Raw genomic sequence first — 26,740 nt, 5'->3', positions numbered from 1 at the left:
GCGTTTTCCGGTTCGGATTCGCAACGTCGCGCCGATGCATCCGGATCTGGAAAAACTGATCGAAGCTGGGAAAATCAACGACGCTCTTGCCGAGCGCCTCGATCAGGTCGCACCGGGACAGTTCATCCTCCACAATTCCTGGGGTGCGGGAAAGGTCGTCAGCTGGGATCTCCCCGCCAAGAAGGTGACGATCGACTTCGAGAGCCGCGACGGTCAGGTGATGGACCTCCAGTTCGCGCTTCAGAAGCTGTCGCCGTTGGAGGCCGATGACTTCCGCGCGAAGAAGGTCGAGGAGATCGAGCACCTCCGCGAGTTGGCCACCAGTGATCCGGTCGGACTCGTCGTGTTCATGCTCGAGAGTCATGGCGGCTCGATGACGGTCGACGCCATGGAGAAGCAGGTATCCGGCGCGATCGTTCCCGAGGAGAAGTTCAAGAAGTGGTGGGAGGGAGCCAAGCGTGCCTTGCGCGAGAGCAAGCGGGTGATCGTCCCGGCCCGTCGAACCGAATCGCTGAACCTGCGTGAAGGGGACCTCACCCCGGCCGAGGCCCTGTTGGCCGACTTCGCCGACGCCCGCGATCTGAAGGCGATGTGCAAGGCCCTCGAAGCGATCTCTTCGGACATCTCCCTGTTCAAGAAGGATGCCGAACCGCTGAAGCCGGTGATCGATCAGGTCGACGAGGCGGCGAAGAAGGGCACCCGTTTGCAGCTCGGTCCCGCGATCGAATTGCTTTCGATCCGTGACGAAGTCATCGGAGCTCTGAAGGAGCTGGAACTGGCAGCGGATGCTCTCCGCCTTTCCAACGTGCTGTTGGCCGAGGAAGGTCGGCTCGGCGACGAGATCGGCGGTCTCTCGACGGCCCGCCAGCGTGCCGTATTCGAAGTCTTTCCGGAGGCCTTCGAAGATCGCTGGGTCGCCATGATCACCGGCATCTTCGACCAGGTGGGAACCCGCGGCGTCGCGGAGATCGCCAAGCTGATTCACGAGAAGGAGAAGATCGCGGACCTCGAGGAATACATCCGTGCCGCTCTGGCGCGTCGCGATCTTGGTCCGGACGCCCTGATCTGGGTGGCCCGCGAACGGAAGGGCATGGCGGCGAATGTGTTCGGCCCCGAGGTCGGCGCGGCGATCCTGAACCTGCTCGAGACCGACCACCTTGCCGATGGCCCGCGGACCACGACCCGGCTTCAGAGTCTGCTGAGCGATGACAAGAAGTTGCTCGCCGACATCGTCAACACGATGGGTGCCACCGAGGCGCGCAACTTCGGCCGACGCCTCATGGAGTGTCCGGTTTTCAGTGATCTCGACCGCAAGTCACTGATGGCTCGGATCATCAAGGCCCGCCCTGAAACCGGCGAACTGGTGAGCGGTGATACCAAGAAGAAGGTCGAGAATCTGGTCGTCTCGTGGGAAAGCTTGGAACGCAAGCAGGCCGAACTCGACGACCTCATCCGCAACCGGATTCCCCAGAACACCAAGGATATCGCGATCGCCCGCTCCTACGGCGACCTTCGGGAGAACTTCGAATACAAGTCCGCCAAGGACATGCAGAAGGTCCTGATGCGTCGGAAGGGCGAGCTGGAACGCGAGGTCGACCTCGCACGAGGCAGTGATTTCAAGGGAGCCGACCCGTCTGCGGTCAACATCGGCACGGTTGTGTCGATGACCCGGGCGAGCGACGGTGCCAAGGTGACATACAGTGTGCTTGGCGCATGGGATTCCGATCCGGAAAAGAACCTCGTATCCTATCTGTCCGAGACCGGTGCCGCCCTGCTCGGGGCCAAGCCGGGCGATTCGGTCGAGTTCCGCAACCACGACACCGATCTGATGGAGTCGTGGACGGTGGACGAAATCAAGGCTTACAACCCCTGAATCATTCTTATCATGGACCATACGACCATTGTTGAAATCCGCGGCCGCGAGATCATCGATTCGCGCGGCAATCCGACTGTCGAAGTCGACGTCATCCTCGACTGCGGCGTGCGCGGCCGCGCCGCTGTTCCGAGTGGCGCGTCGACGGGCGAGCACGAGGCCCACGAACTCCGCGACGGCGACAAGTCCCGCTATCTCGGCAAGGGCGTGCTCAAAGCCGTCGAGAACGTCAACACGAAGCTCGCGCCCGCTCTGTGCGGCATGCTGGCGACCGACCAGGCGTCGATCGATGCCGCGATGCAGGCCATCGACGGCACCCGCAACAAGGGTGAGATCGGTGCGAATGCGATTCTCGGTGTCTCGATGGCGGTCGCCAAGGCCGCTGCCGAAGCCTGCGGCCTGCCGCTCTACAAGTACCTCGGCGGCCCGAACGCGAAGGTGCTTCCGGTGCCGATGATGAACATCATCAATGGTGGCTCACACTCCGACGCGCCGATCGCCTTCCAGGAATTCATGATCCGTCCGGTGGGCGCTCCGACATTCAGCGAGGCGATCCGAATGGGTGCCGAAGTCTTCCACAGCCTCAAGAAGGTTCTCCACGACCGTGGCCTCAGCACCGCGGTTGGCGACGAAGGTGGCTTCGCGCCGACCTTCAGCGGTACCGAGGACGCTCTCGACACCATCTCGCTGGCGGTCGAGAAGGCCGGCTACAAGGTGGGGGATGACATCAAGTTCGCCCTCGACTGCGCTTCTTCCGAGTTCTTCGAGGACGGCGTTTACAACTACGCCAAGTTCGAAGGCGAAGGCGGTGCCAAGCGCGGCTCTCAAGAACAAGCGGCCTACCTCGCCGAGCTTTGCGAGAAGTACCCGATCGACTCGATCGAGGACGGCTGCGACGAGAACGACTGGGATGGCTGGAAGGCCCTGACCGACAAGGTTGGCGACAAGATCCAGTTGGTTGGCGACGACCTCTTCGTCACCAACGTCGACTTCCTCCAGAAGGGGATCGACCTCGGCGTCGCCAACTCGATCCTGGTGAAGGTGAATCAGATCGGCTCCCTGACCGAGACTTTCGATGCCGTCGAACTGGCCAAGGAGAACCGCTACACCGCGGTCATGAGCCACCGTTCCGGCGAGACCGAGGACAACACGATCGCCGATCTTGCCGTGGCGACCAACTGCGGCCAGATCAAGACCGGCTCGATGAGCCGCTCCGACCGGATCGCGAAGTACAACCAGTTGCTCCGCATCGAGGAGGAACTCGGCAACGACGCGGTTTACGGCACCGGCAAATTCAAGGCCGGTAGCTGAGCTCGCAAGTGATTCTCACAAAGGTCCGCCGGATGGTTCCGGCGGGCCTTTTTTGTGTCTACTTCTCGGCGTCGGGCTCGGCACGGAATCTGACGAAGAATCTCCGGGCGGGCCCGAGCGGCACGGTGTCGGTGAACCGCAGCGTGCGGAGCGGTGGGGAACTCGAAACGAGGAAGCGGTTGGCGGTGGCGTCGCGCCACAGGGTGAGATCGAACGAGAACTCAACCCGGACGTCGAGCAGGTCCTCGACATCGCCATCGACGACCACGGTGATCGAACCGTGATCCGACCCGGAGACATCGACCGGCTCGAGGAGGAAGGGAGTCGGCAGGTCGGCGACGGCAGGATCCGTGGCGAGCCACAGCTCGAACAGGTTGATTCTGCCGTCCTGATCGGGGTCGGCGTCGTAGGCGATGATCGCCGGGTCTGTTTCTCCTTCGAACGGTCCCCCGACTTCGGTCAGTAGCGACTCGGTGATCTCTTCGTTGGTGTCGATCAGATCGTTGAGATCGACGGTCAGGACGATGTCCGAGTAGTTGAGGTTGTCGAAGGCCCGGATGGTAATGAGATGACTCGATTGCACCTCGTGATTGAGAGCTCCGGAAACGCGCAGTTCGCCGTTGACCGGGTCGATCGAGAACGGGACGGACGGGGTGCCGATCGAGTATTCGATGATCGCTCCTTCCGGGTCGTAGGCATGGAAGGTCGTGACCAGTGTCCCGACAGGCGTGTTCTCGTCGAGATTCAGATTCTCGACGAACGCGGTGTAAACCGGCGGTTGGTTCGGAGGTCCGTTCGGATCGTAGATGAAGTCCGTCAAGGTGATCGAGTTCGGCAGGTAGTTGACGATGAAGCTGGCGACACCATCGACCGTGTAGAGCCGCTCGCCGTCACCAATGTTCACGAAGACCCCGTTGACTCCGCCGGCGGCGGTTACGACGGTCAGGGTGTCGGTCGCCAGGACATCGGTCGGGCCGCCGAGGTAGTCGAGGCGCAAGGTCGAGCCTGTCAATTGGAGGACTCCCGAGGTCACGGTGAGAACATCGTGGTCCAAGGTGGCGGCAACCTCGATCCCGAGCGAAGTGCCGACGCCAAGAGTGGTGGTGCCGCCGATGGAAAGCGTGCCGGTGGAGTTCCCCGGGGTCACCGAGGAGAAGGTCGCGTCGGTCGGGCAGTCGACGAGACCGGTGCCCTTGAGAAGCGACTGGTCGAGAGAGAGCGATGTGGCTTCCAGAGTGCCGTCGACGGCTGTGGTGCCGGAGTTCTGGGTCACCGTTCCGTTCACATCGATCAGGCTCGTGGCACCCGCGAAGATGGTGCCGTTGATGTCGGAGATCGGCTCGACGGTCGCAAGAGTCCCTCCGTTCGTCGCCTGCAACGTGCCGCGGTTCTCCAGCGATCCGCCCCGCAGGTCGAAGTTGAGGCTCTCTGCCGGCCGGTTGGCATCCACCAGCCCTTCGTTGCGGAAGTAGATGCTGTTGGTTCCGATGGAGCCGGACCCTTCGATACGGTGCCCCGCTCCCTGAACGAGGAGGTGATTGATCTGTCCGGTGATCCGGTCGTTCGGATGGTCGAGGAAAATGGCGCCGGTGCCCTTGACCGTGATTTCGTTGCCAACTCCGGTTCCGTTGATGGAGAGGCTGCAGAGATTGACGTTCGCGTCGAGATGTACGCCGCCGTGGTTGGTGAAGTCACCGCCATCGAGGGTCAGAGTGAGTCCGTCGTTCACACTGACTGCCAGCTCGTTCGTGATCCGCCGGAAGGTGCTTGCCGCGGAAACGTTGGCAAAGTGGTTCTCGTAGGTGCCGACGGTATTGTCGGCGTGCAGGGTCAGATCCTCGAGGATGACACTGCTGAGTTCGAACAGGGCGTCCTCGGCCACCGAGTAAACGCCTGAATTCTGAGAGCGGTAGGTACCTTGGAAAAAGTGGATGGCCGCATTGTCGACCGCATGAAGCAGCCCTCCATCGTTGGTGAATGTGGATCGCGGACTGAGGTCGAGGGTCTGTCCCGCCGATGCTGAGACGATCTGCCCTTTGTTCACGATATCGATGCTGTTCAGGCCGAGTCTGCCGAAACCGGTGATCGTGTGGTCCGGACCATGGACGAGGAGGTGGTTGGTTTGTCCGGTGATGGTGTCGAGAGGGTGGTCGAGCAGGATCTCACCGGTGCCGAGAACGCCGACCTCGTTGCCCGAACCCGTGCCGTTGATCGAAATGGTGCTGGGGTTGGACCCGGCGAGTGGACTGACGCGGTTGTTGTTGATGAAGTCGCCTCCCAAGAGCGTCAGGCTGATGCCGTCGTTGATCTCAAGCGCCAGTTCGTTCGTCACGCGCTCGAAGGTCGATGTGTTGACGATCGTTCCGTGGTGGTCGAGCGGGTCAAAGTCGGTGTCGTCCGCCGAAAGCGTGAGGTCGGACATGGTGATTCCCTGGAAGACGAATCCGGCATCCTCGCCTACGGAATAGGTGCCGCCGTTGGCGACCGAATAGGATCCTGCGCCAAGGCGGACGGAAGTGGAGGGTCCCGCGTGCAGGCTGCCGCCGTCATTCAGGAACGTGACAAAGGGATCGATCAGGAGGTCTGTTCCGGGCAACTCCGCGAGGATCAATCCCCGGTTGACGATGTTCAGGCCGTTGGTGCCGATCTGGCCGCCTCCGCGGATCTCATGGTCCGGTCCCTGGACGAGAGTGTGATTGGTGGGGCCGGTCACGCGGTCCGTTGGAGAATCGAGGATGATGCTTCCGGTTCCGTTCAGTTCGACGAAAAGGTCCGTCGGATCCGAGAAATTGAGCGAGCTGTTGTTGGTCAAACCTTGAAGATGGACAGTGCGGTTGTTGGTGAATGACTCGTCGAGGGTCAGTGTCAGGCCATCCGCGACCGTTGTGGTGACATCGCTGACGATCCGGTCGAAGGTCATTGATGCGTTCACATCAAGCATGTGGTTGTCGGGGTTCGCGTCGAGGTCGTCCGCTTCGAACGTGAGGTCGGTCCACGTTCCGCCGCGAAGATCGTAGGTCGACCCGTCACCGATGATGAAACGACCACCGTTGGCGACCGCATAGCTCCCCGAGAAGAAGCGGTTCGTCGCTCCGTTCGATGCGGTTGTGGTGCCGCCGTCGTTGGTGAAGCTGACAAACGGGTCGATATCAAGCATTTGACCGCCGACTCCGTTCTCGATCGTCCCCCGGTTGATGATGTTCAGGGCGTTCGTACCCAGTCTTCCGAATCCCTCGATCCGATGGCTGGCGTTGTGGATCAGGGTGTGATTGGTGCCGCCGGTCAACTGGTCAAGCGGGTCGTCGAGAAACAGAGTGCCGGTGCCCGCCAACTCCATGGTCAGGTCACCGCCGCCATTGATCGAGAGAGTGCTGAAATTGGTCACGGCATCCAAGTGGATCTCCGTGCTGTGGGTGAATATGTCCTCCTGGAGGGTCAGCGTGCGTCCGTCGTCGACCCGGATCACCGCATCGCAGGTTCCCGAATTGAAGATGGAAGTCGCCGTGACCCGGACAAGGTGGTTGAGGGGGTCCGGGTCGGCGTTGTCGACGTCGAATACCGGGTCGAAGGCGGTGATGCCGTTCAGCTCAAGCGTCGAGCCGTCGCCGATCAGGAACCGCCCCGCGTTGAGGCAGGTGTAGTTTCCCGGGTTGAGCAGCGCGGTCGCGCCGCCATACGCCGAGAGGACCCCGCCGTCGTTATGCCACGTGGAAAACGGATCGATGACCAACGGGACCGATCCGTTGGTTGCCGAAACGGTACTTCGGTTGACGACGTTGAGGGCGTTCGCCCCGATTCTTCCGCCGCCGACGATATCGTGAGGCGAGTCGAGGGTGAGCGTGTGGTTGGTGGATCCGCCGACCTCGTCGAGGGCGTGATCGAGGAAGATCGTGCCGTTGCCGTCCAGCTTGATCTCCGACGTGGGAGAGCCTGTGAAACTCAGGCGGGTCAGGTTGACGTTGGATGCGAGCACGACCGGCCCGTTGTTGGTGAAGCCGCTTCCTGTGAGGGTGAGCGTGCGTCCATCGTTAACCGTCAGTGCCGCCTCGTTGCGGATGTTTCGGAAAGTCGAGGTGGCGTTGATGGTGAGTTTGTTGTCACTGGCGATGCCGTTGGTCTGAAGGACCTCGATCGCTCCGTCATTGAGGGTGATTCCGTTCACCAGAATCTCCGAGGCATCGGCCACCCTGAGTTCTCCGAAGCCAGTGTTGCTGTAGGTGCCCGGCTGAAGCTGGAGGATGCCGCCGGACGCCCAGAGGAAGCCTGCGTTGTTGAAGAAAGAGAAGGGATCGAGGATCAGGGGATTCCCGGGGGAGTCGGCGATCAGGAAACCGGAGTTCTCGAAATTCAGCGCGTTTTCTCCTACCGAGCCGTGGCCTTCGATCGTGTGTCCGCCACTATGCACCAACGTGTGGTTCGTGCCGCCGCCGACGCGGTCGTTCGGGTGGTCTAGTTTGATGGTGCCGTTGCCGGAGAGTTGCACCGTGAGATCGCCGGACGAGTCGTTGAACGCGAAGCGGGAGATGTTGATGTTTCCTCCGAGAGTGATGACGCCGTTGTTGTCGCCGACATCCCGAATCGTGAACGTGAAGCCGTCGCTGATCGAGAGATCGGCGCCCACTTGAGTCGTCAGGTCCTCAATGGTGGTGTTCGCATTGACGAACACCAGACCGGCACCGCCGCCCAGGAACGCGTTATAGGTGCCGGGACCGTTGTTCGGAACCGTGAGGATGTCCCAATTGACGAAGTTGTGCCATTGCTGGTCGGCGCTGCCGGTCCAGTTGGCGGTGGTTTGGGCGGAAGAGGTCGAAGCCAGCAGGGAGGCACCCGTGAGGGCAAGAATGGGGCGGAGCATGTCCAGTGAGGGCAGGGGGTTGGGGATTTACCGCGACACTCCCACACCCCCCGGAACGATGGCGAGGTCAAACCGGTGCACATTTTGCCAAAACCCGAGGACTGTTGCTTTTGTACGCATCATCGAATCGCAAAGTTGCGGATCGGGTCGCGACCGTCCTCAAGGTTCCGTCGCGACTTCAGGGCCAAAGCCGGTCGTCGAATCCGAATGGTTGCGGGTCTCCCGCCTCGATTTTCGAAAAATCCGGGTGGGAAGGGTTGAGCAGGAAGTTGAACTCCCCTGGAACGATTGCCGAGGGAACGCGGAGGGCGAGCGAGCGCCGGTTGGTGATCCAAGGATCGCCAGTGGCCCGCGGTTCGGTTGTGATTTCCGCAGAAATCACTCCGGTTATCGGTATCGAAGTCGGGATGATCACGAATGCCTTCGCACGGCTGCCGGGGGTGGTCAGATGCACGAGGGTTTCGAGCGCCGCCAGAGCCCTGCTGTTGGCCAGATAGACGACGCGTCGGCCAGGCGAATTCCACCGGCCGCCGAACTTCTGGGCGCCGTCACCGGAAAAGGCGGTGTCCACCCATCGGGGGGCCACGATCCGATAGGCGGTGATTCGCTTTTCAGAAGACGCCATGATCCAGCCTGCCGAGAAGATTCTCCACCTCCCGGGCGCCGAACTCGGTGTCGGCATAGGAGAGCGGACACTCGCCGGCGGTGCCGGGGTTCGCCGTCTTCAGCCACCCGCGGGCCGCTTCTTCGGTGCCGAGAACATCCATGGCGATGCCGAACAGGCGGGCGAAACGAACCACCCGCTCGCTCTCCGGGGTGCCGAGATGCCGACTCTTTTTTCGGCGGTTCAGGGTGGCGGGGGAGATCCCCAGTAGTCTGCCGAGTTCTTCCTCAGGGATCGCCAGAAGTGCGCGAAGTGCATGAAACTCACCAAATGGCAGGCCTTCCCGGATCCGAAGAACCATCGGCGTCAAGTCCGCGGGGCCTTCCCTAAGAGAGGAGGTGCCCACCTCGTCTTGCTTGGGCAGCAGGCTGCGAACGACCGGTGGATCACCATATTTCATGGGATCAACTTAGCCGCAGATCATCCGATGTCAATCAAATGAGAGAATGTGTTGTGTCAAGTGATCCAACCGACGAGGCCTAGCTCTTCTCCACGTAGCCGTGTTCCTCGGCGTACTTCCGGACGTCGGCGGTGATCTTCATCGAGCAGAAGGTCGGTCCGCACATCGAACAGAAGTGGGCGGACTTGGCTCCTTCGGCGGGAAGGGTCTCGTCGTGGAAGCTGATCGCCCGGGCCGGGTCGAGACCGAGGGCGAACTGGTCGCGCCATCGGAATTCGAAGCGCGCCTTGGAGATCGCGTTGTCGCGCTCCTGGGCGGCCGGATGGCCCTTGGCGAGATCGGCGGCGTGGGCGGAGATCTTGTAGGTGATGACTCCCTCGCGCACATCGTCGCGATTCGGGAGGCCGAGGTGTTCCTTGGGCGTCACGTAGCAGAGCATCGCGCAGCCGTACCAACCGATGTTGGCCGCTCCGATACCCGAGGTGATGTGGTCGTATCCCGGAGCAATGTCCGTCGTCAGCGGGCCGAGCGTGTAGAAGGGCGCTTCGTGGCACCATTCGATCTGCTTCTGCATGTTCTCCTGGATGAGGTGCAGCGGAACGTGTCCCGGTCCTTCGTTCATCACCTGGCAGCCTTTCTCCCACGCTCGGAGCGTCAGCTCACCCTGGATCTCGAGTTCCGCGAGCTGGGCGTAATCGTTGGCGTCGGCGATCGATCCGGGGCGCAGCCCGTCTCCGATGGAGAAGCTGACGTCATAGGCGGCGCAGATGTCGCAGATCTCGTCCCAATGGGTGTAGAGGAAGTTCTCCTCGTCGTGGTGGAGCGACCACTTGGCCATGATCGATCCGCCGCGCGACACGATCCCGGTCATGCGCTTGGCGGTGTGGGGGACGAAGCGCTTCAGCACGCCGGCGTGGATCGTGAAGTAGTCGACGCCCTGCTCGGCCTGTTCGATGAGCGTGTCGCGGAACAGTTCCCAGCTCAGGTCCTCGATCCGGCCGTTGACCTTCTCAAGCGCCTGGTAGATCGGCACGGTGCCGATCGGGACGGGGGAGTTGCGCAGGATCCACTCGCGGGTGGCGTGGATGTTCTTGCCGGTGGAGAGATCCATCACGGTGTCGGCGCCCCATTTCGTCGCCCAGCGCATCTTCTCGACCTCCTCGTCGATGGTCGATGCCACCGCCGAGTTGCCGATGTTGGCGTTGATCTTCACGAGGAAGTTGCGGCCGATGATCATCGGTTCGAGTTCCGGGTGATTGACATTGGCGGGGATGATGGCCCGGCCGCGTGCGACCTCATCGCGGACGAACTCGGGGGTGATGAGCTTGGGGATCATCGCACCGTAGGCCTGGCCCGGGTGCTGGTGGTTCATCGCGTTGCGGGCCACCTGCCGGTGCGGGTCGATCTCGGACGGGCGGGGCATGTTGTAGCCCTCGGGCGTCGCGCAGAGCTGCTTCAGGCGCTCGGAGGCGTCATCGGGAAGGTCTTGCGGATCCGGATAACGGTCACAGATCGTCTTGAACTCCTCCATCCGGCCCATGTTCTCGCGGATCGCGATGAACTCCATCTCGGGAGTGATGACTCCCTGGCGGGCATACCAAAGCTGGGTCACCGGATGGCCTGACGAAGCGCGCAAAGGCTTTCGCTTGAGGCCCGGGTATTCCTTCAGCTTGTTCTTCGCCGCCTTGTTCTCGTTGTATTTCTCCGCGTGGGCATCGGAAATGTAGCCGTTGTCCTCGGGTTTGATATTCCGGCCGTCGTATTCCTCGACATCGGCGCGTCCGAGGATCCAGTCGCGGCGCAAGGCGGGAAGGCCTTGGGTCACATCGCCCTCGAAGCACGGATCACCCCACGGACCGGAGCAGTCATAAACGCGGATCGGCGGATTCGGTTCGGTCCGGCCGTTCGGGTGCTCGGTGTCGGAAAGCCGGATCTCGCGCATCGGCACGCGGACGGTCGGGTGCACCGTTCCGTTCACGTAGACCCGGGAGGAGTTGGGGAAGACGGTCGGGTCCTTCTCGATCGCGGCGATCTCGTCGCTGTTGTCGATTTCCTCGATGAAGTTGCCGGTGTAATCGCCGCGGCGGTGGGCGTTCTCGGGCGTCAGTTCTTTGGAGTCGGGAGAGATCATGGGATTGCCTGTCGTTGGAATGAAGAAAGCCGCGTGAGTCACGCGGCTTTGAGGAGGACGGGATCGACTTCCTACGGCGGCGTGACCCGCGTCAGGTTCGGAGGGTCTTTCCCGCGCGTCGGAAAATCTCGGCCCGCCGGTCGCCGGACACCCCTGTCGTTGGACAGAGTGTGGCGGGGCACCGCGGGAAGTCAAGGTGGGGGCCCGCCCGTTAGGCCAGGATGTCCTTCACCACCCGTGCCGGCTCGACGCCGCTCAGTTTGAAGTCGAGGCCTTGGAACTGGTAGGTGAATCGGGCGTCGTTGATGCCGCAGAGGTGGAGCATCGTGGCGTGAAGGTCGTGGACGGTGACCTCGTTCTCGGCCACACCGTAGCCGAGTTCGTCCGTCTTGCCATACTGGACACCGCCTTTGATTCCGCCGCCGGCGAGGGCAATGGAGAACGCGTTGATGTGGTGGTCCCGGCCATTGCCCTGGCCCATCGGCGTCCGGCCGAATTCGCCGCCCCAGATGACCAGGGTGTCTTCAAGCATGCCGCGCTGCTTGAGATCCTTGATCAGGGCCGCCGAAGCCTGGTCGGCCGATTGCGCCGAGACGCCCATGTATTTCTCGATGCCGCCGTGGTGGTCCCAGCCACGGTGATACAGCTGCACGAAACGAACGCCTTGCTCGAGCATCCGGCGGGCCATCAGACAGTTCGAACCGAAGCTGCCGTCACCGGGTGTTTCCACGCCGTACATGTCGAGGATCTGCTGAGACTCGCCGCTCATGTCAGTGAGCTCCGGCACGGATGCCTGCATGCGGAAAGCCATCTCATACTGCGAGATGCGGGTGTCGATCTCCGGATCGATCCGCGATTTCCGCAGGTGACCGTTGAAGGCTTTGACCTCGTCGATCATCTGACGCTGGGTCGACTGGCAGATTCCTTCGGGATTGCCGATGAAGTGGACCGCGTCGCCCGTGGACTGGAACTGCACGCCTTGGAACTTGCTGGGAAGGAAACCGGCCGACCACTGGCGCGACGAGACGGGTTGGGGATTCCGGCCGCCCGGCGGCTTTGAAATGAGTACGATGTAACCCGGAAGGTTCTCGGTTTCGGCGCCCAGACCGTAGAGCATCCATGAACCCATCGACGGGCGGCCCTTGACGATCGAGCCGGTGTTCATGAAGGCGTGGGCCGGATCGTGGTTGATCTGCTCGGTGCGCATCGAGTTGATGATGCACAGGTCATCGGCGATCTCGGCGAGGTGCGGGAAGTAGTCGGATATCCAAAGACCCGACTCGCCATGCTGGCGGAAACCCTTCACCGGCCCGAGCGCGACCAGCTTCTTGCCCTGGAGCTGGGCGAGTTGTTGGCCGGCGGTGAACGAGTCGGGGAAGGCCTTGCCGTCGAGTTTCGCGAGTTCCGGCTTGTAGTCGAAGGTCTCCAAGTGCGACGGCCCGCCCGCCATGCACAGGTGAATCACCCGTTTGGCCTTCGGAGCGAAGTGCTTGATGTCGTCAAAGACACCCGGCCATGCCGACTCGGTGGCGCCGGAGCGCTGGGCCAGCGACGCCATCGCCATCCCGCCGATGCCGGCGAACGAGCGATGGAGAAAGGTGCGCCGGTTGATCGAGAGCGCGTGGTCCGGTTGGAGGAACATGGTCGGATCAGTAGCGGGTGATGGTTTCGTGGAGATTGAGGAGCAGACGGGCGGTCTGGCTCCATGCGGCGAGCTCGTCGCGGTCCAGGGCCGCCGGTGCATCGGTGATTCCGATCGAAAGATAGAGGTTCCCGTCGTCAGTGCCGTCCTTGAACTGGGTGAGTTGGGTTTCGAAGAAGGAGGTGAGGCGTTCCTTTTCGGTCTCGTCGGGGGATCTCGCGAGTAGCAGTCGGAACATCCGGTCGATTCTCTCATCGACACCGCCGGCTGGAAGCTCGGTCAGGACGCGGGTTGCCAGTCCCCGGGCCGCCTCGACGTAGACCGGGTCGTTCAAGAGAGTCAGAGCCTGCTGCGGGATGTTTGCCTGCAGGCGGTCGGCGGCGCATTCGTCGCGCGCCGGCGCGTCGAAGTTGGCAAGCGTCGGAAGCAGGAACGTCCGTTGCCAGTGCGCGTAGACCGAGCGGCGGTGCTGGCGGGAGTCGAGGTGGGCGGTGTAGTTGCGGACCGGGAAGTTCAGATTCGAGTAGTAGTTCTCCGGTTGGTAGATCCGGACCGACGGTCCACCGATGTGATCTCGCTCCAGCAGTCCCGCCGCTGCCAGTGCCTGGTCGCGGATAAACTCGGCATCGAGACGCCGGCCGGTCTGCTGGGCGAACAGTCGGTTGTAAGGATCGACCTCGGCGAGGTCTTCCCGCTGGGCCGCTGCCTGGCGGTAGGTGTTCGACCCGACGATCAGCCTCACGATGTGCTGCACGTCCCACCCCGACTCGCGGAACTCGACCGCGAGCCAGTCGAGCAGCTCCGGATGGGATGGCGGTTCGCCTTGTCCGCCGAGGTCATCGAGGATGTTGGAAAGCCCTCGGCCGAAGAACTGTTTCCAAAGACGGTTGACGAAGTGCCGGGCGGTCAGCGGGTTCTCATCGGCAACAACCCAACGGGCGAGGTCGAGCCGATTGAGTTTCCGGTCAGTTGGAACCGACTCGGATGGCAGGAAGGAAAAGACCGCGGGGTCCACGAGTTCGCCCGAGTCGTTCTGCCAGTCGCCGCGGGGCAGGACGCGGGTCGGGAACTCGGGCTTTTCGATCGACACCGTGACCAGTGTGCGCGTCCAGCCCGAGCGGCAGTCGCGGATCCGGTCGAGTAACTGCTGGGATTCGGTGGGCAGCTTGGTCGTCGGAGTGAAGCACAGATGGTAGGCAGCATTGCTTCCCTGATCGTCGGATTCGAGGGAATGCAGGAAAGGGGCCGTGAACGCGTCCATGCCGGGTGACGGGTCGAGCACGGGTGACTGCGAAACACGGATCAGACGGGCGGTGTTGCTCCCGAGAATGACCCGGAGGGTGGCGCCGGATTCGGCTGCCAAAGGTTGGTCGAGGCAGAAGACCGCGGTTTGGGTACGTTGGGTGAGCGAGTCCGGTCCCTCGTAGCCGGGTTTCGGCGCGGATTGCCATCCCGCCTTGGGGTCGAGGTCGTTGCGGTTGCGGTCACCGTGTTCGAGCCCACCGGCAAAGCCGTGCTCCCGATCGAGGTCCGCCTGTGCCCAGCGGATCTTGAGGTCGAGTGGCTTCTCTCCGGGACGGATGAGCTGCAGCTGGGGCTTCAGGGTGAAATGTCCACCCTTGTCACGGCCGACGGCGCCGCCATTGGCCGGATCGGGAAGCGCCTCCAATCGGATGCTGCCGATCGATCCCGCTCCGAGCGGGAAATCGACCTCTGTCCGTTCTTTGGGATCGGCCGGGCCAATGAACCGGACGGTGGAATCGTCCGCAATAAGTTCGGCGCCGGTCTTTCCGCTGGTGCGCGCATCGCCGGGTGCCAGTACCTGCCAGCCATCCGGATTCCGGGCGGCGAAATCGCGGAGTTCGGAAAGTTTGCGATCGCGATCCGGATCCTCCACGGCGTGGGCCGCGAGAATCTCCACCGCGGCTGTCTGCAAACCGGAGAGTTGGTTCAACAATGACTCCGAACGGACGATGCGTTCCGGCGTGTAGGCGTCGTTGTTGCCGTTGTATTTCGTGCCGCCGACATAGCCGTTGTAGACACCCCATTGTTGGACGTCGTCGAAGAACGCCGCGAGCGAGTAGAAGTCCTTCTGGCTGATCGGATCGTACTTGTGGTCGTGGCACTCGGCACAACCGGTTGTCTGTCCGAGAAAGGCGGCGCCGACCGCCCGGACCCGGTCGGCGGCATACTTCTTGAAATACTCCTTCGATTGGGCACCGCCCTCGCGCGTGACGAGATTCAAGCGGTTGAAGCCGCTGGCGATGTGCTGTTCGTCGGTCGCGTCGGGAAGAAGATCGCCGGCAAGTTGTTCGATGACGAACTCGTCGAACGGCTTGTTCGAGTTGAAACTACGGATGACGTAGTCGCGGTAGGGAAAGATCCGTTGGTTCTGGTCACCGTGGTAGCCGACGGTGTCGGCGAAGCGGGCGACGTCGAGCCACGGCACCGCCATGCGCTCGCCATACGCGGGATTCGACAGACAGGCGTCGATCACCTGGTCGGGCTCGATCGGATTTCCGGGTGACGGAGGTAGCCCGATCAGATCGAGGTGGAGACGCCGGGAAAGTTCCTCTTCCGTGGCCAGGGGTGATGGCTCGATGCCGGCCGCTTCCAGTTTCTTCAGAACGAAGGCGTCGATCGGATTGGCGACCCGGTCCGCGTGCCGCTCCGGCTTGGGGACTCCGGGCCGTTCGAGCGGCGTGTAGGACCAATGGGCCTCGTATTCGGCTCCTTCGCGGATCCATTGCTTGAGGATCGCGAGTTCTTCCTCCGTCACTTCCTTGTGGAAGTGGGGTGGAGGCATGACGATGTCATGATCCTTGGAAAGGATTCGTTTGATCACCGCGGAGTCCTCAGGCTTGCCCGGAACGATCGCGTATCCGTCGCCTTCCTTGAGTGCGGCGTAGGCACCCTCGGGCGTGTCGAGGCGCAGATCCGACTCCCGCTTTTTCTCGTCCGGCCCGTGGCAGGCGATGCACTTCTCGGACAGGATCGGACGGATGTCCTGATTGAATCCGAGCGGCGCGCCGCCGACGAATGTCGGAAGAGCCGCGAGAGGAAGGAGGATGGAACGGAGTCGGAAGGTCATGCGCAGATGTCCTTCACGACCTTTGCCGGGACCACACCGGTGAGGCGTTGGTCGAGGCCTTGGAACTTGTAGCTCAACCGGTTGTGGTCGAGTCCGAGGCGGTCCAGGATGGTCGCGTGCAGGTCGCGGATGTGGACGGGATTCTCGACGATGTTGTAGCTCATGTCGTCGGTTTCGCCGTAGACCTGGCCGCCCTTGATGCCGCCTCCCGCAAGCCACAGTGAGAAGCAACGGGGATGGTGATCGCGGCCGTAGTTGGTTTCGCTCAGACCGCCTTGGCAGTAAACGGTGCGGCCAAACTCGCCGCCAAAAACGACCAAGGTGTCCTCTAGCATGCCGCGTTGTTTGAGATCCTGCACCAGTCCGTAGATGCCCTGGTCGACGTCCTTGCACTGCGAGGTCAGGTCACGCGGAAGGTTGCCGTGCTGGTCCCAGCCGCGGTGGAAGATCTGCACGAAGCGTGTGCCGCGTTCGATAAGCCTGCGTGCCATGAGTGCGGAATTGGCGAACGTGCCGCGCGTCTTGCTGTCCTCGCCGTAGAGCTGGTGGATGTGCTCCGGTTCGCCCGACATGTCGGCGAGCTCCGGCACGCTGGCCTGCATGCGGAAGGCCATCTCGTACTGCTGGATGCGCGTCTGGATGGACGGGTCGCCGACGGCCTCGTACGACCGCTGGTTCATCGCGTTCAGGCCGTCGAGCATCGAGCGGCGCAGTTCGCGGGAGATGCCCGGGTTGTCCTTGAGGTAGAGCACCGGGTCTCCCTTCGAGCGGAAGGCGACACCGGCGTGCTTGCCGGGGAGGTATCCGGATCCCCACAGGCGTGCGGAGATCGCCTGGACATTGGCGTAGGGGGAGCTGTGGGTCGCGTGCAGCACCACGAAGGTCGGCAGGTCTTCGTTCATACTGCCGAGACCGTAGGAGAGCCATGAGCCGATGGACGCCTTTCCGGACTGCATCGAGCCGGTGTAGACCAATTGGTTCGCGGGCTCGTGGTTGATCGCCTCGGTGTGCATCGACTTCACGATGCAGAGGTCGTCAGCCATCTTCGCGGTCCATGGCAGCAGCTCGGAAATCCACGCGCCGGACTGACCGTGCTGCGCGAACTTGAAGATCGAGGGTGCCAGCGGGAACGCGGCCTGGCCGGAGGTCATGCCGGTGAGCCGCTCGCCCTGCTTCGCGAGGTAGTCCTTGAGGTCTTCCTTGAAGCGCTTCTTGAGCTCGGGCTTGTAGTCGAAGAGGTCGATCTGCGACGGCGCGCCGATGAGCGAGATGTAGATCGCCCGCTTTGCCTTGGGCGCGAAGTGCTGGACCGACGAGAGGTCGGGCATCGGCGAGGAGCTGCCGAGACCGCTGCGGGCCATCAGTGACGAGAGCGCGGCGACGCCGAGGCCGGTGCCGTTCTTGCGGAAGAACTGGCGGCGGTTGATCGCGGAGTTGTAGTCGAAAATGGAGTTCATGGAGCTCTGTGTTCCGTTCACTTGGTCAGGGCTTCATCGAGGTTGAGGATCTGGCTTGAGACGATCGTCCAAGCCGCGACTTCCGCAACCGGGAGGTCGGGGTTCGGCTCCGACTCGCCTTCGGAAATCAGGGTCTTGGCCGCCTCATTGTCCGCGGTGAATGCCTTGGTCGCATCGTCGAGCGTCTTGCGGACAGCCGCGCGCTCCTCGTCGACGAGCTTGCGGGCGATCAGCCTGGTGCTGATGAAGTCGAGTCGGCTGTCGAAGTCTCCTTCGGAGAGCGCATGCTCCGCGAGCCGCCGCGAGGCCTCGACGAACTGCGGATCGTTGAGGGTGACGAAGGCCTGGAGCGGCGTGTTCGTCCGCTCCCGTGCCACACAGGTCACCTCCCGCGTCGGGGCGTTGAAGATCTCCATCGCCGGGTGGGGCGCCGTGCGTTTCCAGAACGTGTAGATCGACCTCCGGTAGAGTTTCTCGCCCGTGTCCTGTTTGTAGTTCCGGGTGTTCGACTGCGGCATCGCCACCGCCGACCAGATGCCTTCCGGTTGGTAAGGTTTCACGGGTGGTCCGCCGACCTCGTCGATCAGGAGGTCGGACGCGGCAAGAGCCATGTCGCGGAGTTCCTCACCGTCGAGACGGAAACGGGGACCCCGCGAAAGCAGGGCGTTCGAAGGGTCGGTCTCCAGTTTTGCCGGCGGGATCGTCGCGGACTGACGGTAAGTCGAAGACATGACCATCAACTTGATCATCCGGCGGTAGTCCCAGCCGTTGTCCATGAACTCCGAAGCCAGCCAGTCGAGGAGTTTCGGATGGGTCGGGCGCGCGCCCATGATGCCAAAGTCGCCGACGGTTTCGACGATCCCGGTGCCGAAGAGTTGGGCCCACAGGCGGTTCATGGCGACCCGGGCGGGCAACGGGTTCTCCTTCGCTACCAGCCACTGCGCCAGGCCGAGCCGGTTCTTCGGCGCGCCCTCCGGCATCGGTGGCAGGGATGCGGGGGTGTCGGCAGTGACCTTCTCTCCCTTGTCCGAGTAGACCCCGCGGTTGAGGATGTGGGCGAAAGCTTCGGAGTCCTTTTTCTCCTCCATCACCAGCGAAACGGAGCCGCGGGAACGGATGTCGGCTTCCTCCTTCGCCAAGGCGTCGATTTTCTTCCGCAGTTCGATGGACGGGGGATCAATACTGGAAACGTAGTATTCGAACAGGCGGTCCATCTGCTTCTTGGTCCGGTTGTCCGCAGGTGTCTCGAGGATATCCCTGAGCAGGGCGTTGGAGGCGAGGTCGGAGATCTCAGCGGGTGTCAGCAGGCGCCGGTAGAAACGGAAGTCCTGCAGCGCCACCTTGCCCTTCGTGAGCTTGGAATCGTCGCCGTGGCGGGAGCCGAGACGCAGGGGAACCTTCGTCTCGATGGTGCCGCCGACGGTGTTCGGTTCGGTCGACGAGGGGACGCGTTTACCGTCGACGTAAACCGACAGCGATTGATGGCCGGACTTGGTGCCGTCGAAGGTCACCATCACGTGTTGCCAGCTCTTCTGGTTGAGTGCCTGCTTGGCGACGATCTTGCTCGCGGCATCGGGCCAGCGGTCGATGACATGCGCGGCCGGTTGCCCCGACTGCAGGTAAAGGTCCCAACCACGGTAGGCGGCATTCGGGTCCATCCGTGCGATGACCGCACCGGTCGGTTTGCCTTCGGTGTAGATGAATCCGCCGAAGGTCACTTGGTCGGAGCGTGAGAACGACAGGTGATCACCAAGATCGAGCGGCTTTTCGGAAATAACCGCAGCCTTGCCGAGGGGGGCGTCGATTCTCGGCAGCTTCGCCTGCCACTCCTGCGGCTGACCATCGAGTTCGCCGACAATTGACTCCTGCTCCGAAGCGAGCGGGAGACGGAGGGCGAGGGTGGAATCCACTTCGACGCCGCCGTCGATCTTCGCCGCGGCCAGCCACTGGTCGAAATCCTGACGGGCGCCCGAGCGACGCGCCTTCAGATCCTCCTCCGCCTTATTCTTTTCGTCGGCCAGAGCGGCGAAACGGGGGCGGTCTTCGTGAAGCGGGACAAAGACGTTCGGCGGATGCTCCGCATTGTTGCGGTCGAGCGCCGACATCGGCGTGTTCCGGAAGAAGGCATTGAAGGAGTAGGTGTCCTTCATCGAAATCGGGTCGAACTTGTGATCGTGGCACGAAGCGCAGCCCATGGTCAGGCCCAGCCAGACGGCACCAGTTGTGTCGGTGCGGTCCTGAGCGTAGATGGCGAGATACTCCTCGGCGATGGCGCCGCCCTCGCCGGTGGTTGGCAAGCAACGGTGGAAGCCGGTGGCCACCTGCTGGTCGAGCGTCGGATCGGGGAGCATGTCGCCGGCGATCTGTTCGATGGTGAACTCGTCCCACGGCATGTTCCGTTCGAGTGCGCGGATCACCCAGTCGCGGTAGGGCCAGATCGCGCGGTAGTTGTCGATGTGGATGCCGTGGGTGTCGGCGTAGCGGGCGGCGTCGAGCCAGTAGCGTGCGAAGTGCTCGGCACTTTCGGTGGTGGCGAGCAACCGGTCGACCTCGGCTTCATAGGCCGCGTCGATTCCTGATCCGGCGCTCTTCAGGAAGTTGTCGAGTTCTTCGGGAGAGGGTGGAAGCCCGGTCAGGTCGAAGTGAAGCCGGCGGTAGAGACGTGCCGGATCTTCGTCTGGATTCGGTTCGAGGTCGTGAGACCGCAGGCGGGCCTCCACGAACGGGTCGATGCCGTTGCGGCCCCAGTCGCTTTCCGGAACTTCCGGTCGCTCGACCGGAAGGAAGGCCCAGTGGTCCTGATACTCCGCTCCTTGGTCGACCCATGCCTCAAGCAGCGCGATCTGGGTCGCATCGAGCTCCTTGTGAGACTCAGGAGGAGGCATCACGGTGTCCTTGTCGGTGCTGTGAAGCAGCTTGACCAAGAGGGAGGCCTCGGCATCGCCCTTGATGATCACCGGCGTGCCGTTCTCCCGCGGCTTGAAGGCTTCATCCGCCAGATCGAGACGCAACGGTTCTTCTTCCGGGTAGCGGGTCTTTTCGTCGGGTCCGTGGCACTGATAGCAGTATTCGGAGAGGATGGGCTGGATGTGCTCGTTGAAGGTCACCTCATCCGGGATGGACACCGGTCGTGCCGACTCTTCCGATACCAATCCGGGTTGCTCGGGAGCTGTAGCTTCTCCCTTCTGGCCAGTCGCCTTGGAGGAACGGGTGCATTGGATGCAAAGGAACGAGGTCGCGATGGCGACCACTCCCAGAATCGGCCCCGGATGGGCGTTGAACTTTCGAAAAACCATGTCGATTCGTGTCAGAATAGGCGTGCGTTCGAGCCTTGGCAATTACCGGCGGCAGGAGCATCCTCTTTCACCCGGAAAAGCGGCAATCTCACCCGGAAAAGCGTCGCTTCCAACGTGCTGCGTGTGGTGAATGAAGATGTGCGGGAAAACACCGATGTACGGATGATCGAAGAATGTCCATTTTTGCCTTCTTCGGTATCCGATATGACCTATCGGAACCTGCGCAGCCTCGGGCAAAGACGCGATGCCGAATTCTACGTAACCGCGCTCCGCTACGCGCAGACGCTATGGAGCCGCGGCATGCCTGCTCAAGCGATCCTGCAGCTGAATCGGGCGTGGTCGGCCGAACTGGATCCGGAGGATCTCGTGCTGTCCGAGTGGCCGCCACCCTATCGGGCATTGACTTGGATGCTGGAGCGGCGACCTGCCGGTTGTTTCATCGGGAACCCGGTCAGGCATTTCCAGCATCTCGCCACGCGCGTCCGGGGCCGCGACGCCGAGATCCGGAGCTGGCGGGCCTGGGCCTGTTTTCGGTTGGCTGAGAAGATCCTGCCCGAAGCTGACTTTCCCCGGGATCAATTGCAGGCAGATCGGGAGGAGTTGGTCTTTCCTGACAGCGATAGGGTTCTTTCCGGGCTGAAGCGGCTCGGATGGGAAGGGGAGGCCGGCTTGTTGGGGGAGTTGATCCACGGGCAGAACAATCCATGACGAGTTTCGCGCAACTTCGGCGCAACCTTGGATCTTGTCCGGCGCGGGGTGTGCTCTCACGCTTTCACTATGTCTCTGGACACCCGCGCCCAGTCCTTCCGGCTACTCGGGCATTTTGATCGTGGCGAGCTGGCATCCATCCTGAAAACGCTCGGCTGCGCCGCGTTGGCCGCGGCCGTGGTGTGGGGGCCGGGTTGGCTCGGGTCCGACCTCTACGCCGACCTTTCGCCCGGAGGTCAGGCGGCGCTGGGGATCATGGTCTTCGCTGCAGGCCTCTGGGTGACCGAGGCAATGCCCGCCTTTGCGGTCGCGCTGCTGGTGATCGGGCTGCAGATCGCGATCCTCGGTAATCCCGGGGGGGTGTGGGCGCCGGCGGATTCGAAGGATGCGTGGACGCTTTTTGTGAAGCCGTGGTCCTCACCCACGATGTGGCTCTTCTTCGGCGGCTTCGTGCTGGCACACGCATGTTCGAAGACCCAGCTCGACCGTTGGATGGCGGGCCACCTCCTCGGACGCTTTGTCGGACGTCCTCCACTGCTGGTGTTGGGAGTCATGGCGGTGACCTTTGTCTTCAGCATGTTCATGTCGAACACCGCGACCGCAGCGATGATGGTGGCGGTGACGGCCCCGGTGATCGCCGGCTTGCCAGAAGGTAGCCGCCTCGGACGAGGCGTTGTGATCGCGGTGGCACTTGCCGCCAATCTGGGCGGAATCGGCACCATCATCGGCACGCCGCCGAATGCGATCGCAGCCGGTCAATTGGCGGACGGGCAGAAGATCGACTTCATGCGCTGGATGATGATCGCGCTGCCGCCGGCGCTGGTTCTTGCCGCATTGGGATATGGCGTTGTCTGGTGGCGCTGGATTCGCGGTGAGAAGGGCATCGAAGGCAGTCTCGATTCTGCGATTGAGGGTGACGACCGCCAGTTTCGGCACCGGCTGATCGTCATGCTGGTCTTCGCGATCACCGTCGGTCTCTGGATGTCCGAGTCAGTATTGGGAATCCCGTCGCCAGTCGTGTCGTTCGTGCCGATCGTCGTCTTCGCGGTCACCGGGGTGATCGGTGCCACCGACATGCGCCAGTTGCCGTGGGACGTGCTGCTACTGCTGGCCGGCGGTCTTTCGCTCGGAGTCGGGGTGAAGGAGACCGGGCTCGCCGCGTGGCTCGCCGATCAGGTGCCGAACACCTTGCCCCCGTTGGCGATTGCGGCGGTCTTCTGTTTTGTCGGACTGGTTCTCTCGAACCTGATGAGCAACACCGCGGCCGCGGCCCTTCTTGTGCCGCTCGGGGCGAGCCTGGTGGCGGCCGAAGACTCGAGGATCGTGATCCTTTCGGTGGCGATCGGATGCTCCGCTGCGATGGCATTGCCGATCTCCACGCCACCGAACGCGATCGCCTACGGTTCGGGGCGAATCTCTTCCCGGGATTTCCTGGTGCCGGGTCTCGTGGTCGGACTGCTCACTCCGCTGGTGGTGCTGTGGCTGAAGTGGACGGTCGGTTGAGACCGCTCAGAAACCGGTGGATGCGCCCGTCCTTCCGGATAGGTTGGGTGTCATGAAGACACAGACGATTGGAGCGGGTTTGCTGGCGATCGGCTCGGCGTTTGCCGGAGTCCGTTCGGGGCACGCGGAAGCCGAGCTGATCCAGACGAGCGAGGGATATCAGGCAGGCAAACCGGTCGAGGTCGGGATCCGGCTGAAGCTGGACGACGGCTGGCATACCTATTGGAGAAATCCCGGAGAAGGCGGCATGGCGCTGTCGGTCGATTGGAAACTGCCGGATGGCTGGGTGGCCGGCCCGTTGTTGCATCCGGTTCCGGTTCGTTTCATGACCGGCGAGCTTCCCGGTTACGGTTATGAGAAGGAGGTGGTGATTCCGGTTTTCATGACCGCGGGCGCATCGGCAAAGGGCCGGGCCGAGGTCACCGCCGAACTGAGCTGGCTGACCTGTGATGACTCCGCCTGCGTTCCGGGTGACGCCAGCCTGTCGATTTCATTCGAGCACGAGAACAAAGGGCCGGGACCGGGAGCCGGTGTGATCGCCAAGGCGCTGGAGAAAGTTCCGCAGCCGGTTGCGGGAAGTCGCTTGTCGGTGGATGTCGACAAGGACTCGCTTCGTTTGCACGTGGCGCTGCCCAAAGGTGTGGATCCGACCGGTTGCGAGGTGTTTCCCGCGACGCCTGCGACCGTGGATCACTCGAAACCGATCCGGCTTGAGGAGGTCGAGGGTGGTTGGGAGGCGACCGTGCCAGCGAACGAGTACGCCACGGGTGCGCCCGAAGAACTCGAGCTCGTTTTGTCGGGAGGCAGGTTGGAGAAGCCGTTGCTGCTCCGATGGACAGCTGAGTGACGAATTCCCGTTGGACATCCGGCTCAGCAATGGGAGGGGTCTAACTCCCCAATCTGAATTCCAATGAAAATGAAGAGCACGATGACATGGATGGCCGCGGCGATTGTCGCCTGCGGCGTTGCGAACGCGGTCGAACCCGGCGACACGGCTCCCGGATTCACCCTGCCGAGCGTGAAGGGCGAGGAAGTCTCGCTCTCCGACTACAAAGGCAAGGTGGTGGTCCTCGAGTGGATCAACTTCGGCTGTCCGTTCGTGAAGAAACACTACGGCAGCGGCAACATGCCGATGCTGCAAGAGAAGTATTCGGACGACGAAGTGGTCTGGATTTCCGTAAACTCGTCCGCCGAAGGGAAGGGCGGCTACATGCCTGCGGAGAAGCTCGGCGAGCGTGCCGAAAAGGAAGGGAGCAAGGCGGACCAGATCGTCCTCGATACCGATGGCAAGGTCGGCAAGGCCTATGGAGCGAAGACGACGCCGCACATGTTCGTGATCGGCAAGGACGGCAAGCTCGCCTTCGGGGGTGGAATCGATAACAAGCCAAGCACCAAGGCTGCCGATGTCGAGGGAGCTACCAACTTCGTTGTCGCCGCGGTCGATGCCCTGCTCGCAGGCAAGCCGGTCGAGACGGCGAAAGCCCCGCCCTATGGCTGCGGGGTAAAATACTGAGACCCGAATCTCCGAGGGGCCGACGCATAGTCGGCCCCTTATCGCGTACGGGTCACGGGTTCGCCGGAAACGGGTCCGCGGTGAGACGGAGAATGACCTCGCCACGATCGGGCGCCGGTTGCTCCGGTGGGGCGGCCCGGCGGCAGATCGCCGTTGTCAGCGCGCTGCCGATCAGCAGTGCCAATGCGAGGCCCGCCATCGTGCGCGAGGCCCGGCGAGGTCGGTCACGCAGCCGCTTGATGCGTTCGCCCAGAGCCGGTCCGGACATGGCCAGTGCCAGCGAGGGCGTGCGGGCGGCGGCCAGATCGCAGAGGGTATGGGAATAGGCCGAAGCATCGACGCCCGAGGCGACCACTGCCGCGTCGCAGGCGAACTCCGATTGGAGGGCATGGCGACGGGCCAGCCACCACACCAGTGGATTGAACCAGTGCAGCGCGCAGGCGAGGGATCCGAGCCAGCGCCAAAGGGGATCGTGTCGGGCGTGATGGGCGAGTTCATGTGCGAGCACCATTTCGCGCGTCGAAAGATTCCACTCGGTCCACGATGCCGGGACGAAGATGACAGGGCGGAAGACGCCGGCCGCGCAGGGGCTGGCGAGTTCCGGAAGCGACCGCACTTCCACCGCGCGGCCATGGCGGGTGGTCCGTTGCTCAAGAAGATTCGACCCTTTCCTCCACCGCTGCAGGGTCCATCCCGCGATCGCCAGACGGGCGAGGAGAACCAGCGAACCGAACGGCAGCACGAGTACCACGACGGAAACGGAATAGGATTGGGAGGCGATGTTCTCCGCTGCCGGCAGGATCGGAATCTTCGGGAGCAGGCTCAGCAGCGGAAAGGCGAGCAGAAGTAGCAACGCAAGCCCGCTGATCCGGCTGGAGTTCTCGCCATCGCGACGCCCGAGCGCGAGCACGGCGGTGGCCGCGACGAGGGAAAAGAGGATGGCGGCGATGGGTGTCGAAGTCATTCTTCCTGGCGGTCGATCAGTTCCCGGATGCGTTCGATCTCTTCCCGGCTGAGATTCTGTTCCGAAGGATCCAGCAGCGAGGCTACCAACTTCTCGGGTTTGCCGTCGAAGAAGGTGCCCAGCAACTGCTTTAGCGCCGACCGCTTCGCTTTCTTTTCGGAAACCGCGGGGCTGTAGAGATAGCGACGGGATTCCTTCCGGTGTTTGATCAGTCCTTTGTCGACCATCGTGGCGAGCAGGGCGCGCACTGCGGAATAGCTCGGAGGATCAGGCAACTCGTCCTGAATATCCTGCGCCGAGGCTTCTCCCAGGCGGTAGATCAGGTCCATGACCTGACGTTCCCGTCGGGCAAGGGCAGGTTCGCTCATGCGGGAAAACTAGCACAAGGTGGGGCCGGTTCAATGCACAAGTGCTAAAAAAACAGCACTAAAGGATTGACGGGGCCGCCGATGATATGCTGCTTTTCTAGCATCATGGGATTTGAGCTGTTTCGCAAGTTGGAGCCGGGTCGATGGGTTTTGCCGTTGGCGGTGGTGGTTTGGGTCTCCTCATGTAGGCCCAACTTCGTTCCTGTGGATGCCGAGTATTCGCCCGCTATGCCGATCTCGGCTGAAGCGCCGTCGGGTGCCAAGCCCAGGAATGCTCCGGTGAAGCCCGAAGAGCGGCCGGGGCTGGCGACGGGGTTCGGTGAGGAAGTCCGAGACGAATGGCACAAGCAGACATTCGTGCGGGCGTCACCCAAGCCGTTGGGAACCGATGTGATCTACTACAATGATCGTAAGGGGGTGGATGCCATGACCGGATACAAGTACAAGGTCGACGGAGCGCAGAAGGCGGCTGGCGAGGTGATCGAATGGGGGATCAAGGGCGGCTTCCGGTATTTGCCCAGCTACAAGTCAGGCGGCAAGAGGTTCACGGTCGGTTCGCCCGGAAGCAGCTATTTGATCTTCCTGAAGAACCGCTGCAAAAGCCGGCTTGAGGTGGTGTTGAGTGTGGACGGACTCGACGTGATCGATGGCAAGCCGGCGTCATTCTCCAAACGAGGCTATGTGATCGCCCCCGGCGAGACCCTCGAAGTCAAGGGATGGAGAAGCGGTTGGGACCGGGTCGCGAGATTCGAGTTCTCCAGTGTCGGCGGCTCGTACACGAATCGCCGTCACGGTGATACCCGGAACGTTGGAGTGGTGGGTTTGGCGGTGTTCGGCGAGAAGGGTGTCAATCCATGGACATGGATGCCCAGCGAGGTGCGCACCCGCCAGACCGCGAATCCTTTCGCGACCGCTCCCTGAGCGGAGAAACCTGTCACGATTCGGGTGGCTGCCGGCAATGGAC

The 26,740-nt window shown here is 62.5% G+C and carries 17 protein-coding genes and 1 riboswitch; of the genes, 7 read left to right on the top strand and 10 right to left on the bottom strand.

Annotated features, from left to right (window positions below; translation table 11 throughout):
* Positions 1-34: 34 nt before the first annotated feature.
* Both HAHE_RS01815 and eno read left to right on the top strand, forming a co-directional pair.
* Complete coding sequence (locus HAHE_RS01815; protein WP_338688080.1) at positions 35-1,873, top strand: GreA/GreB family elongation factor; 1,839 nt, start codon at positions 35-37, stop codon at positions 1,871-1,873.
* A gap of 12 nt (positions 1,874-1,885) precedes the next feature.
* The gene (gene eno, locus HAHE_RS01810; protein WP_338688079.1) at positions 1,886-3,184 is read left to right on the top strand and encodes a phosphopyruvate hydratase; all 1,299 of its coding nucleotides are present in this window, start codon (positions 1,886-1,888) and stop codon (positions 3,182-3,184) included.
* Positions 3,185-3,242: 58 nt separating this feature from the next.
* Here the strand turns inward: eno and HAHE_RS01805 are convergent, their stop codons facing one another.
* From HAHE_RS01805 to HAHE_RS01770, 8 genes are all read right to left on the bottom strand, one after another.
* Positions 3,243-8,039, bottom strand: a complete 4,797-nt coding sequence (locus HAHE_RS01805; RefSeq protein ID WP_338688078.1) for a cadherin repeat domain-containing protein — start codon at positions 8,037-8,039, stop codon at positions 3,243-3,245.
* A gap of 178 nt (positions 8,040-8,217) precedes the next feature.
* Positions 8,218-8,664 (bottom strand): RES family NAD+ phosphorylase, encoded by a 447-nt coding sequence (locus tag HAHE_RS01800; RefSeq protein WP_338688076.1) that lies wholly within the window; start codon positions 8,662-8,664, stop codon positions 8,218-8,220.
* Entirely contained in the window at positions 8,651-9,103 is a 453-nt protein-coding gene (parS, locus tag HAHE_RS01795) for a type II RES/Xre toxin-antitoxin system antitoxin (RefSeq protein ID WP_338688074.1), read from the bottom strand. Before parS ends, HAHE_RS01800 begins: the two co-directional genes overlap by 14 nt.
* Before the next feature lie 79 nt (positions 9,104-9,182).
* Entirely contained in the window at positions 9,183-11,234 is a 2,052-nt protein-coding gene (gene thiC, locus HAHE_RS01790; protein WP_338688073.1) for a phosphomethylpyrimidine synthase ThiC, read from the bottom strand.
* Between the two features lie 51 nt (positions 11,235-11,285).
* Positions 11,286-11,399: riboswitch (TPP riboswitch) on the bottom strand.
* Positions 11,400-11,445: 46 nt separating this feature from the next.
* Positions 11,446-12,876, bottom strand: coding sequence for a DUF1501 domain-containing protein (locus HAHE_RS01785; protein ID WP_338688072.1), 1,431 nt, complete (start codon positions 12,874-12,876; stop codon positions 11,446-11,448).
* 7 nt (positions 12,877-12,883) lie between these two features.
* Positions 12,884-15,967 (bottom strand): PSD1 and planctomycete cytochrome C domain-containing protein, encoded by a 3,084-nt coding sequence (locus HAHE_RS01780; protein WP_338688071.1) that lies wholly within the window; start codon positions 15,965-15,967, stop codon positions 12,884-12,886.
* Complete coding sequence (locus tag HAHE_RS01775) at positions 15,964-17,424, bottom strand: DUF1501 domain-containing protein (RefSeq protein WP_338688069.1); 1,461 nt, start codon at positions 17,422-17,424, stop codon at positions 15,964-15,966. Before HAHE_RS01775 ends, HAHE_RS01780 begins: the two co-directional genes overlap by 4 nt.
* Before the next feature lie 17 nt (positions 17,425-17,441).
* Positions 17,442-20,720, bottom strand: a complete 3,279-nt coding sequence (locus HAHE_RS01770; RefSeq protein ID WP_338688067.1) for a DUF1553 domain-containing protein — start codon at positions 20,718-20,720, stop codon at positions 17,442-17,444.
* Between HAHE_RS01770 and HAHE_RS01765 the strand changes: the two genes are divergently transcribed.
* The 4 genes from HAHE_RS01765 to HAHE_RS01750 all read left to right on the top strand — a co-directional run bounded on the left by HAHE_RS01765 (position 20,694) and on the right by HAHE_RS01750 (position 24,444).
* The gene (locus tag HAHE_RS01765; protein ID WP_338688064.1) at positions 20,694-21,428 is read left to right on the top strand and encodes a hypothetical protein; all 735 of its coding nucleotides are present in this window, start codon (positions 20,694-20,696) and stop codon (positions 21,426-21,428) included. The two genes, HAHE_RS01770 and HAHE_RS01765, sit on opposite strands and share 27 nt — an antisense overlap.
* A gap of 69 nt (positions 21,429-21,497) precedes the next feature.
* Positions 21,498-22,931, top strand: a complete 1,434-nt coding sequence (locus HAHE_RS01760; protein WP_338688061.1) for a DASS family sodium-coupled anion symporter — start codon at positions 21,498-21,500, stop codon at positions 22,929-22,931.
* 52 nt (positions 22,932-22,983) lie between these two features.
* Positions 22,984-23,778 (top strand): protein-disulfide reductase DsbD domain-containing protein, encoded by a 795-nt coding sequence (locus tag HAHE_RS01755; RefSeq protein ID WP_338688059.1) that lies wholly within the window; start codon positions 22,984-22,986, stop codon positions 23,776-23,778.
* A 63-nt stretch (positions 23,779-23,841) separates the two neighbouring features.
* Positions 23,842-24,444: a thioredoxin family protein gene (locus tag HAHE_RS01750; protein WP_338688057.1), complete on the top strand. Its 603-nt coding sequence runs from the start codon at positions 23,842-23,844 to the stop codon at positions 24,442-24,444.
* Positions 24,445-24,496: 52 nt separating this feature from the next.
* Here HAHE_RS01750 and HAHE_RS01745 read toward each other — a convergent pair whose 3' ends face one another.
* On the bottom strand, positions 24,497-25,408 hold the full coding sequence (locus tag HAHE_RS01745) for a M56 family metallopeptidase (RefSeq protein ID WP_338688055.1): 912 nt from the start codon (positions 25,406-25,408) through the stop codon (positions 24,497-24,499).
* A complete protein-coding gene (locus HAHE_RS01740) occupies positions 25,405-25,776 on the bottom strand; it encodes a BlaI/MecI/CopY family transcriptional regulator (RefSeq protein WP_338688053.1) in 372 nt (123 codons plus the stop codon). Before HAHE_RS01740 ends, HAHE_RS01745 begins: the two co-directional genes overlap by 4 nt.
* A gap of 105 nt (positions 25,777-25,881) precedes the next feature.
* Between HAHE_RS01740 and HAHE_RS01735 the strand changes: the two genes are divergently transcribed.
* Complete coding sequence (locus tag HAHE_RS01735; RefSeq protein ID WP_338688050.1) at positions 25,882-26,697, top strand: hypothetical protein; 816 nt, start codon at positions 25,882-25,884, stop codon at positions 26,695-26,697.
* The last annotated feature ends 43 nt before the right edge of the window (positions 26,698-26,740 follow it).

This window comes from Haloferula helveola (assembly GCF_037076345.1).
In the GTDB taxonomy this organism is placed as follows: Bacteria; Verrucomicrobiota; Verrucomicrobiia; order Verrucomicrobiales; family Akkermansiaceae; genus Haloferula; species Haloferula helveola.
This window is presented reverse-complemented; position numbering and strand designations above follow the sequence as displayed.